Source organism: Mesorhizobium sp. M7A.F.Ca.US.005.03.2.1, assembly GCF_003997795.1.
GTDB lineage: Bacteria > Pseudomonadota > Alphaproteobacteria > Rhizobiales > Rhizobiaceae > Mesorhizobium > Mesorhizobium ciceri.
The window spans coordinates 1-9,266 of sequence record NZ_RZRP01000163.1; the positions used below are offsets into that span (position 1 = coordinate 1).

General features: G+C 59.7%; 15 protein-coding genes. 9 read left to right on the forward strand and 6 right to left on the reverse strand.

Annotation, left to right across the window (positions count from 1 at the left end):
- The coding region (locus EN991_RS40305) for a hypothetical protein (protein WP_206519192.1) at positions 1-286 on the forward strand (286 nt) is incomplete at its 5' end.
- A gap of 84 nt (positions 287-370) precedes the next feature.
- Here the strand turns inward: EN991_RS40305 and EN991_RS11815 are convergent.
- Positions 371-562, reverse strand: a complete 192-nt coding sequence (locus tag EN991_RS11815; protein ID WP_127368804.1) for a hypothetical protein — start codon at positions 560-562, stop codon at positions 371-373.
- 199 nt (positions 563-761) lie between these two features.
- Between EN991_RS11815 and EN991_RS11820 the strand changes: the two genes are divergently transcribed.
- Positions 762-1,190, forward strand: coding sequence for a DoxX family protein (locus EN991_RS11820; protein ID WP_063168563.1), 429 nt, complete (start codon positions 762-764; stop codon positions 1,188-1,190).
- A 49-nt stretch (positions 1,191-1,239) separates the two neighbouring features.
- Here the strand turns inward: EN991_RS11820 and EN991_RS11825 are convergent, their stop codons facing one another.
- Positions 1,240-1,545, reverse strand: a complete 306-nt coding sequence (locus EN991_RS11825; protein WP_013530780.1) for a hypothetical protein — start codon at positions 1,543-1,545, stop codon at positions 1,240-1,242.
- A 73-nt stretch (positions 1,546-1,618) separates the two neighbouring features.
- Complete coding sequence (locus tag EN991_RS11830) at positions 1,619-1,888, reverse strand: hypothetical protein (protein WP_127368805.1); 270 nt, start codon at positions 1,886-1,888, stop codon at positions 1,619-1,621.
- Positions 1,889-2,103: 215 nt separating this feature from the next.
- Between EN991_RS11830 and EN991_RS11835 the strand changes: the two genes are divergently transcribed.
- Positions 2,104-4,437 carry a hypothetical protein gene (locus EN991_RS11835; protein WP_127368806.1) on the forward strand — a complete coding sequence of 778 codons (2,334 nt, stop codon included), beginning with the start codon at positions 2,104-2,106 and terminating at the stop codon, positions 4,435-4,437.
- Here EN991_RS11835 and EN991_RS11840 read toward each other — a convergent pair.
- From EN991_RS11840 to EN991_RS11850, 3 genes are read right to left on the reverse strand one after another with little or no spacing between them, the layout of a single operon-like run.
- Complete coding sequence (locus tag EN991_RS11840) at positions 4,406-5,587, reverse strand: hypothetical protein (protein ID WP_013530782.1); 1,182 nt, start codon at positions 5,585-5,587, stop codon at positions 4,406-4,408. The genes EN991_RS11835 and EN991_RS11840 overlap by 32 nt on opposite strands.
- 4 nt (positions 5,588-5,591) lie before the next feature.
- Complete coding sequence (locus EN991_RS11845; protein ID WP_013530783.1) at positions 5,592-5,981, reverse strand: hypothetical protein; 390 nt, start codon at positions 5,979-5,981, stop codon at positions 5,592-5,594.
- A 55-nt stretch (positions 5,982-6,036) separates the two neighbouring features.
- The gene (locus EN991_RS11850; protein ID WP_013530784.1) at positions 6,037-6,765 is read right to left on the reverse strand and encodes an FkbM family methyltransferase; all 729 of its coding nucleotides are present in this window, start codon (positions 6,763-6,765) and stop codon (positions 6,037-6,039) included.
- Between the two features lie 240 nt (positions 6,766-7,005).
- On the opposite strand from EN991_RS11850, the gene EN991_RS11855 reads away from it, so the two are divergent.
- The 6 genes from EN991_RS11855 to EN991_RS11880 form a co-directional block, all read left to right on the forward strand.
- On the forward strand, positions 7,006-7,716 hold the full coding sequence (locus EN991_RS11855) for a glycosyl hydrolase 108 family protein (protein ID WP_127368807.1): 711 nt from the start codon (positions 7,006-7,008) through the stop codon (positions 7,714-7,716).
- Complete coding sequence (locus tag EN991_RS11860; RefSeq protein WP_063168557.1) at positions 7,713-7,928, forward strand: hypothetical protein; 216 nt, start codon at positions 7,713-7,715, stop codon at positions 7,926-7,928. The genes EN991_RS11855 and EN991_RS11860 overlap by 4 nt, the downstream gene beginning before the upstream one ends.
- Before the next feature lies 1 nt (position 7,929).
- Entirely contained in the window at positions 7,930-8,163 is a 234-nt protein-coding gene (locus tag EN991_RS11865) for a phage-related exported protein (RefSeq protein WP_013530787.1), read from the forward strand.
- On the forward strand, positions 8,148-8,333 hold the full coding sequence (locus tag EN991_RS11870) for a hypothetical protein (RefSeq protein ID WP_013530788.1): 186 nt from the start codon (positions 8,148-8,150) through the stop codon (positions 8,331-8,333). Before EN991_RS11865 ends, EN991_RS11870 begins: the two co-directional genes overlap by 16 nt.
- Complete coding sequence (locus EN991_RS11875; protein WP_013530789.1) at positions 8,333-8,656, forward strand: hypothetical protein; 324 nt, start codon at positions 8,333-8,335, stop codon at positions 8,654-8,656. The genes EN991_RS11870 and EN991_RS11875 overlap by 1 nt, the downstream gene beginning before the upstream one ends.
- 362 nt (positions 8,657-9,018) lie before the next feature.
- On the forward strand, positions 9,019-9,266 hold a 248-nt coding region (locus tag EN991_RS11880; protein ID WP_127368808.1), incomplete at its 3' end, for a hypothetical protein.

The window sequence follows — 9,266 nt, forward strand, 5'->3', positions numbered from 1 at the left end:
GTATCAGGCCGATGGCCGCATCGGGTCGGCGTCGGCAGCGTGGTCGCCGTCACATTCGGAGCATGCCGCGCTGAGGCCGGGGCAGCCGCGCCGGTGGGTGCCGGCAGGGCAACAATGGCCGTTGGAACTCGTCCAGCGCGGACATTGGAAGACCTGGCCAGCGCCGCCGCAGCCGCTGCATTCCAGCGTCGCCGACCCCACGCCACGAGGTATCGCCCCAAACCTGACGCTTGTTCGCAAATTTCAGCCCACCCAAAATTGCTGCACCGGCACACCGCTGCATTAGCCCCGGCTAACAATATCACATTCGTGATTACCAACAAGTTTCAATCGCGCGATGCGCCGGAAAGCCGTTCGGGCCGGCGTGTCGTCAGGCCGGCTTCAGCCGCATCGCGGCGAGATACATGAGCGCCGAGGTGGCCTGCCCGCGGTCCCAGCCGGCAGCCTCGACCTTGCGGAGCAGGGCGTCGAGATGCGGAGCCAGCATATCCCTGCATTCCTGTTCGTAGGCGGTGCTCATCGCCGGATGCCGCGGTGCGCCAATGGTCAATGCCTTGGCCATGTCCGTTTCCCCCTTTGAGCGAGCAACGCTATACCGTCGGCCGGCAAACCGAAGATCGCTCCTTGCCGTCGGTGTGAGGCTTCGAAGCCTGCTTCGACCCGCGGCAAGCGCCCTGTCGAGAAAAATTGGCCTGGTGTGTCGGATCTGGCGTCCGTCGCGCGTCCTAGGAGCGAGCAACCTGCAAAGCTGGAGAACGAGCATGTCGTCGCAAATCACTCAATCGCCGTGGCAGACCGCGGCCCTTCTCATCGCCCGGCTGATTTTCGCCGGCGTCTTCCTGATGGCGGTGACGTTCAAATTCATGGGCATGGCGGCCACCGCCGGCTATATCGCCGCCGCCGGCTTTCCGTTTCCGCTGTTCCTGGCCTGGTGCGCGGCGATCCTGGAAGTCGCGCTGGTGCTGTGCTTCCTGACCGGCGCCTTCTTCACGCAGGCGGCCCTTGTCGCCGCCGCCTATGTGCTGTTCCTGGCCCTTGCCTTCCACGGACCCAGCCACTGGGCCGGCAACCAGGCCGAGTTCGGCTTCTTCATCGACCATTTTTCGTTCCTGGCCGGACTGCTGTTTGCGGCGGTACATGGACCGGGCAAGGTGCTTTCGCTCAATTTGGGATGGCCGGGCAGGGCTTGAGGCGAGGGCAGTGGGCCACCGCGGACGCATGCCGGCCCGCCGGCACCGTTCACAGCTGGTCGTTGTAGGGTTCCTTTATCTTGCCGACCATGCGGGCCAGCTTTGAGAAGGACGGCAGCTCCGCCTCCGGCTGGCACTGGTTGGCGAGTTCCAGCAGCCGGATCGGAAAGTTGACGGCGTCGCGGCTGGATGCGGACATGCCTTCGGATCGTTCCTCGTTGGTTTCGCCGGCCTCGGTCTTGCGCAGGGCCAGGTCGATTTCCTCCGCCGTCAGCACCCCCTTTTGAACCAGGAGACGATTGATCGAGGCGACGGCCATCAACAGGCCTTCGAGTTGCAGGTTGGCGACATTCATGGCGATTGCTCCCGTGGCTGGGGTTGAAACGCACGAGCGGCATTTCCGCTCCAGAAAGTCTGCGGGCGAACGCCTATTCCTGCGTCAGCCGTTCGCCATATTCGCGCCACAGCGCCTTGACCTCCAGGTTGCCGAGGCTGCCGATCGAAACATCCCCACAGCTGATGGCGACGGCGCCGACGTCGTATTGGGGGTAGGCGTTGGCGACGAAACGGATGGCTTCGCCCAGCGAATGCACGCGGATGACTGGATCGGCCTGACCCTGGCCGGTGCTGCACACGCCGGAAACCGTGGCTGGTGCATGTCGCATCCTGAACACGGATGCCATGGCTGGTCTGTCCATCGTCCTCTCCCACAAGGCCGTGCGACGGGAATCATTCCATGAGCTTCGACGAATGATTTCACACCTGCCGGCTTATGACCAGCCGCCGGCAAAAGCAGGGTTTTATGCGCTTTGCCAGCGTCGCTCAGCGCGGGAGTTTCGACCAGACTAGGAATTTTTTCTCAGAAAATGGTTGACGGGGTGAGTGCAGCTTCGCCTTCCAGACGCTGAACCCTGTGATCGGCACCGACGACATTGTGCTGTCGTTCTACCAGTCCGACGACACCGTCGGCGATATCCAGGCAGCCGCGCAAGGCATCATCGACCAGGCCCAGGCCGCGGCGGACGTAGCGACGGGCGCCATGACGACCGTGCTCGATCCGCAATTCGCGACAAAGGCGACTGCGGAGGCATACTCGCCGGCGGTTGCGCCCACATACATCCGCACCGCCTTCTACGACAGCTCTCAGGTGGCAGGCAGCGGCGCTGTGTACCGCAAGAATGGAACGAATGTCGGGGATTTGGTGATCACGCTGAGCGATGGCATGACGAAAACAGGCTATACGCTCGCCTCAACCCCGGTGACGGCATCAATGCTCGGGGCGCGTGGTGGCGGTGTGAATGCCACGGCTGCTATCAGTGCACTGCTCGCGGGCAGCTATCCGCATGTGCTGATTGACGGCTCCTACCAGACCGACGGCAACCATACGATCTCGACAGCGAAGAAGCGCGTCGAATGCCTGGGCGGCTCTGCCCTGATCCTGCGCGCGCCAGTCGGTGCCGTTACCGGCCACCATCCCGTCATCGATATCGCTGCCGATGACGTCCTGATAGACGGGGACCTCACGATTGATGGTGGATCACATGCCGGCTACCAGGCTTCTATCGGTATTCGCGTCGGCCTCTCCACTGGTGCACGCCGGAAGCGGCCGACAATCCGCGGCGTGAAAGTCCGTAATCTCGGCCTTGCCGGTGTGATGGCGCTCTGTGTCGACAGCCCGACGATTGAGGACATTGACGGCTATAACATCGTCACGCCAACCGGCGGCGAGTTTGGCGACACGGTTTACGTGGCCGGCGTCCGCAAGCCGATCCTGCGCAACATCCGGTCGGCGAAGTGCAAACGCGACGGTGTCGTGTTGACCTATACGGGGAATCTAAACACCACCGACGTGTTGGTCGACGGGGTTTTCGCCGATGCACATCTCGACAGCCCCTCCGCCGGTGTCTGGGTGGAGATGACCGGTGCGCGAGATCCGCGAGGGATCATAACTAACGTGGTGGCGAATGACTGTCTGATTGGCGTAGCTGCGACTGACGCCAACAGCGAGATCGTCATTTCGAATGTCAAGGCAATCGGCAACCGGCTCTCCGGTAGTTCTGCCGGTAACGTCTTCGGCGTTCAGATTCAGTCGGGCCGGCTCGATAACTGGTACATCGATCGCTACAACACAGCCCTGCAATTGGAACCAAACGGCGAATATCAGTTCGCCCTCAGCTCGCAAGTTGGATCGTTTGCGATTAGCGAAACGATCAGCGGCGGCACCTCTGGCTCGACCGGAACCCTGCGGTTCCAACATTTTGAAATCGTCATTACCGGTTCAACCCTCGACTATGAACTCGGTGAGACGGTGACAGGCGGTTCATCCGGCGCGACGGGCATCTTGGTCGACTTCTTTGCCAACGTGCTGAGGGTCTTGCCGATAAGCGGAACGTTTCAGGCCGCTGAAACAATCACTGGAGGCACCTCTGCGATTGCCAAAACGGCAAACAGCGCGACCCAGCGCATCTATGTGCGCGGTTCGGCCGGCATCTTTCGGGCTGGCGAGACTATCACGGGCGGAACGTCAGGTGCCACAGCCGTAATCGCCGCGCCCTACCAGACGCCACTTGCGATCGGCCCGGGCACGTTGATGAACTGCTCGACCGACGCCATTGTCGTTGCGAACGTAGTGACACCGGCGAGCCTTAGCCTTTCTGGCATCAGGGGAAACACCCAGTCGCATGGCGTCCGGTTCAATCTTTCGGTGGGCCAACGGCTGCGCAAAGCCAGTCTCAGGGACATCGCCCTGAAGAACCCGACCTCCATTGGCGTTGCCTTTCGGGTAACCACCGGCGGCGCGATAGACGAAATGCTGGTCGATGGCTTTGACATGACGGAATGGGTTGGCGATGGCACCGGCAGTTCCATCACGGCCGGCACCGTGACCAGGTTTATTGGCGGCAACAATCCCGGCCTGCAGGGGACGTCGAGTGTGCCGATCAATCTGAGCGTTAACACAACGCTGTCCGGGCTTCACAACCGGGCACTCTGCCACAACAACGGCGCCGGCGCGACGTGCACACATACGCTGCCGCCTGCCGTGCCTGGCCTTCGGATCGGCTTTGCCGGAGTACACGCAACCCATGTCATGAACATCGAGCCCAACGGGACGGACACGATCAAGGGCGGCGGTGCAGGCAAATATCTCATTCTCGATCCCGGCGAGCGTGTAACCCTGGAGGCCTATACGGTAGGACTGTGGGTTGTCAGTTCGGCTATCGGCTGGTCAGGGGATTTCGAAGCCTAGGATGAATTCGCAACTTTGCGTAAGGGTACTGCGTCATGCCTAAGTTGATCGTTGCGAGGATGACGAAAACTAGAGGATACGTCAGCTTCAATTTTGTGGCCAACAACACAATCGACAGGCCAATGCCCAAGAGCGGCAAGCTCAACAAATACATGGCAATCCCTATAACTGCCCATAAGCCGTATCGGAGCAGAAAGTCGAGGCCAACGCCGAGATAGCCAAATGTGAAGAACATCGGTATCTGATTTTCGCTTAGGCCAAACAACGTTATCCGCTGGTAGGAAAATGCCCACTCCATCATCTGATCGTGCTGCGTGCCTTCGATATAGAGTTGCGATCTTGTTTCAAGATTCAGCAATGCCCAATATATAGTGATTGAAAGCAGCGCTATGCCGCCGGCGGCGACAAGAATCCTCCATCTTCGAACGGCAAAAAATTGGTGGAGCCCAACAATTCCGCAGAACATTGCGACGAACATCATGCCGCCCAGCGACATCGTCGCGATCGCTGAAAGAATGCCTAAAATTGAGACCTTAGAGAGCTTGCGCGAGAGGGCATACTCGCCAGCAAGCAGGCTTGCGATCATAGTCGAATGGGTACCCGGTTCATTCGACAAGCCTGCAAAGCGCGGCACTCTGCCGACGGCAAGCTCAAGTCCTTTCTTACTCATGACCGTCTGATCACCAAGGCCAAGACTTGCAAGCGGGTCAAAATAAGTTCGGAACGCCACGAAATAGAAAATCTGGAACAGGACCATAAGCGCGTGCGCAGCGATCGCCCATCGCAAACCAACCAACAAAGGACGACTGTCTCTGGCAAAGCAAGCTGGAACGAGGATGAGAGCCAAGCTGCTGCCAATAGTGCCTAGGACTGCTTTAGTGCCGCCATCTTCGGTGAAAGTTCCGCACATCCCGACTAGTAGGAAAGCAACGATCCAAAAAGAATTCGCCTTGACCGGCGCATTTAATAGCGGGATCAGCATGAGAAGCCCGAGGTAGCAAAAGGCGGCTACCCCGAATTGAGGCAGATAGACACTTTGCAGACTCATTGCGATGACGGCAGAGGCGGCGTAAATTGTCTTCAGTTTTTCAGCAAAAGTCGACTGCGTCGCAATGGGAATACTTTGCGTTTTTGCGTAATAGTGCGACATGGTTCTAGCAGGACTTGTACGTAGGGATTGTCCCGCAAAGAATGCCGGAGTCTGTCAACGCCGTTGCCAAGTCAAGCGCCCCGTTAATCTTGCATTGCGCTACGACAAATCTACCCAAGGTTGCCACCGTCTTCCCATCGCATGGGGTGCCGCCGCCAACAGGCTTACATTTCACATAGGCATTTTCATAAGAAAGCCTAACGCTCTGGGCTACTTTTTCCGCAGACGTCGTACCTGATGGCCTAACTCCACAGAGAACGATGGAAGTGCCATTCACCTCGAACGAACTAGCGGTGAGCACGGTCAGTCGACCTTTGATGTCCTTTATTTCTGCCAGCTTCGGCACGGCTTTGGGAGCCTTGGGAGTAGCGAATGTTAGGACGCCGATAGTCATGACAGCTCCAAGTCCGACGGCAATGGCAATGAAAGCAATTGGTCTCACGGCTGTCTCACCTCGAATCGGCTATCACTGCGCCTTTTATAAACGCGATTGTTCCCCCAGTTCGGCCAAACTCTGTAAATCCACGCCTGGTTATGTTCCGCTCCAACTCCAGCGCTTCGGCAGGGCCGGTCAATTTGGGGTGGAACTCGATGATGAGTTTTTCAAATAACTCAAAATGGTTTGGCGGAATGCTCGTTTCGGCGCCTTCGATATCCATGATTAAGACGGTTGGCCTAAACGGCAGGTCTGAAACGATTGTCGGGATTGAGAGCATAGGTATTGTGAGTCGTTCGACTTCGTTGTCTCGAGGCAACGCGCTGGACGACCAGAAATTTCGGCTTATACCGAAGCTGATAGAACCGTCGGACGGACCTACAGCGACGGTCCTAAGAATGGGCAAGCTTATCCCATTGAGGCGAAAATTCTCGCGGATGGATGCCTCTAGGCGAGGGTTTGCTTCGACCATGCAGTAGTCATCGATGCCGATGTCGATCATGCAGTTCAACGCCATGAAGCCGATCGCGCTGCCGGCCTCCAGAACCTTGTCGTGGCGACTCAGGAAGCGCAAAGCAAGAGCCGCATCTTGATCCTCGTAACCTCTGGCCATCACGTACCGCATGCGGCGGGAAACGCCATCCAAAGACAGCGTGATGTTCCGGACTGTTACCGTTCTTCTGCCGGCGGTAAGAATTTCAAAGCCAACATCGCGCACGTTCCGAATAGCTTCCAAGATCATCTCGGTTCCTTACGAGCTGGAATCAGCAGCCGAAAGTAAACGCGCCGGCCCTGCCTCTGGCAAGGTGCGTGACTCATATCCACGGCTTGCCCGGTTCAAGGTTTTCTCCGACTGCGGACTTCCTGATCATCGCATCGCTCATCGACTGAAGCGCCCGCGCTTCCCGCCTCGCATTTCCTAGACCGTGAGGTTCCTCCAACGGTCTCCCCCGACCATAGTTCAATGAGGAAAGGAAACACCATGGACCGCAACTTCGCGCGGGCGCTTGCGCTTGTTCTCAAATCGGAAGGCGGGTGGTCGGACAATCCGTCTGATCCTGGCGGCGCCACCATGAAGGGCGTGACGCTTGCCAGCTTCCGCCGCTATGTGAAGGCGGGCGCGACAAAGGCGGATCTGCGCGCGATCAGCGACGCGCAGGTCGCCACCGTTTATCGCCGCTTCTACTGGGACGCTGTGCTCGGCGCCGAGTTGCCCGATGGCGTCGATCACGCGGTATTCGATTTCGCCGTCAACAGCGGGCCTGGCCGGGCGGCCAAATATCTGCAGGCGGCCGTCGGCGTTGCGCAGGACGGCCGGATCGGACCGGTCACCGTCGCGGCGGCCAAGGCAAAGCCGGCCGGTGTGACCATCGATGCACTTTGCGATGCGCGGCTGGCGTTCCTGAAGCGGTTGCCGACATGGGCAACATTCGGGCGCGGCTGGTCGGATCGGGTCAGGTCGGTGCGGGTTCAGGCCCTGCTGATGTCGGCGCAGCGCCCCGCCGCACCGGTGACCGCGGCGGCGCCGCCCAGGGTCGAAACATCGGCCAATGGGGCGCCGTCGGTTCGTCTCGAGCAGCCGACGCCCGGCGGCAAGACGGCTGCCGTGGCCGGCATCCTCGTTCTCATGGCCGGAGCGCTCGCGGCCGTCCGGCATCAGATCGCCGATTTTTTCGGGAGCCTGTTTCGATGACATGGTTCAACACCAATGCGCTGCACAATCTCCTCAACACGCTGATCGCCATCATCTGCGGCGGCGCGCTCGCCGGCTTTGACTGGACGCTGCTCGGCGTGAGCGACCGCACTGCCCTTCAGATCAGCGGCGCCATTGCCCTTGCCAAGATCATCATCAACGCGGTGCGTGACGGGCCGCGCGGCATGGTCGCGCCGGCCAAGGAGACATGAGATGGGAACACTCGCTTTCGCGCTGCTTGGCCAGGCCTGGCCGTATCTTCTGGCAATGGGCGCCGCGCTCGCCGGTGTCTGGACGGCCTACGCCAAGGGCAAGGCCAACCAGAAGGCCAGGCAGGATGCCGCCGACGCCGCGGCGCGCACCGAAGCCCAGGAGATCGACGATGCCGTCGCCGGCCGGGCGCCGGACGACAACAGAGGGAGGCTGGCCAGATGGTCAAAATCATAGCGCTCTCGCTCCTGCTGGCCGGCTGCACCACATCAGGTGGATCGTTCTGCGCGGCCGGGCATCCCATCCGGCCGACAAGGGCAGAGGCGGCGGCCCTTTCCGACGCGTCGGTGGCGGCGATCCTGGCTCACAACGAAAAGGGCCAGAAACTTTGCGGCTGGAGGCCATGATGAACGATCTTTTCGACCTGCTCGGCATCAAGGGACCGGTCGTGGCGGCGGGTCTCGCCGGCGGCGTTCTGCGCGCGCTGTCGCGGCATCGCTACAAGCTGCGCGAAATGGTGGCCTCGCCGATCTGCGGTGCGCTTGCGGCAGCTTATCTGACGCTGCCGGCGGTTTCCTACGCCAGGATCGCCGGCCTGCCGATGCCCGATCCCGCCGACGACACCACCACGCTGGCGGCCGCCTTCCTGATCGGCGTCTGTGCGATGTGGATTTCGGACGTGCTGTTCGAGTTTGTGGTGCGGAGATTCAAACCGGGGGTGGAGGAGTAGCTGTTGGCACCGCGTCGTCTGTTGGCTGCTGCCTGACGGAATTACCGAGACAGGTGGACCTGGCGCGGCGTGGCTCTCATTTCCAGGACCGACCGCTGCCCGCTTCGGCTCACGCCGGGGCGGGCTTTTTGCATTTCCGATCGGCCATTGCTGAGCGGCATTCGAGTTGACCGGTCTCGTCATCGTCCGTTGTGATAAGCAAGTTAATCATGTCGGTTATGCATAATGATTATTGTTAATTTTTGATTGAAGCACCGAAACTGGATAAAGACTTGAGCGGATGAAGTGTTCATATATTGTTAAGCAAGAGGTAGACCACAGAAGACGGAAGCCATCTCCATCATCAAACGGGAGTAGCTTTCATGAACAAGTTCACTGTTATTTTCGCCGCTGTTGCAGTTGCATCGTCCGTTGGAGCCGCCGAGGCAGGTTGTGGGTGCGGAGGTTCGGGCGGCTGGGGAGGCAATTCGAGCCGCCTGATCAATGTTTCGCCGTCCATCGACCTTGGCAAGATCACCGCGCTGAACGACGTGCTCAGCGGCAACAACATCCTGAGCGGCAATGTCGTCTCAGGCATTCTAAACGGCAACAAGACCGGCATCGTCGGTGG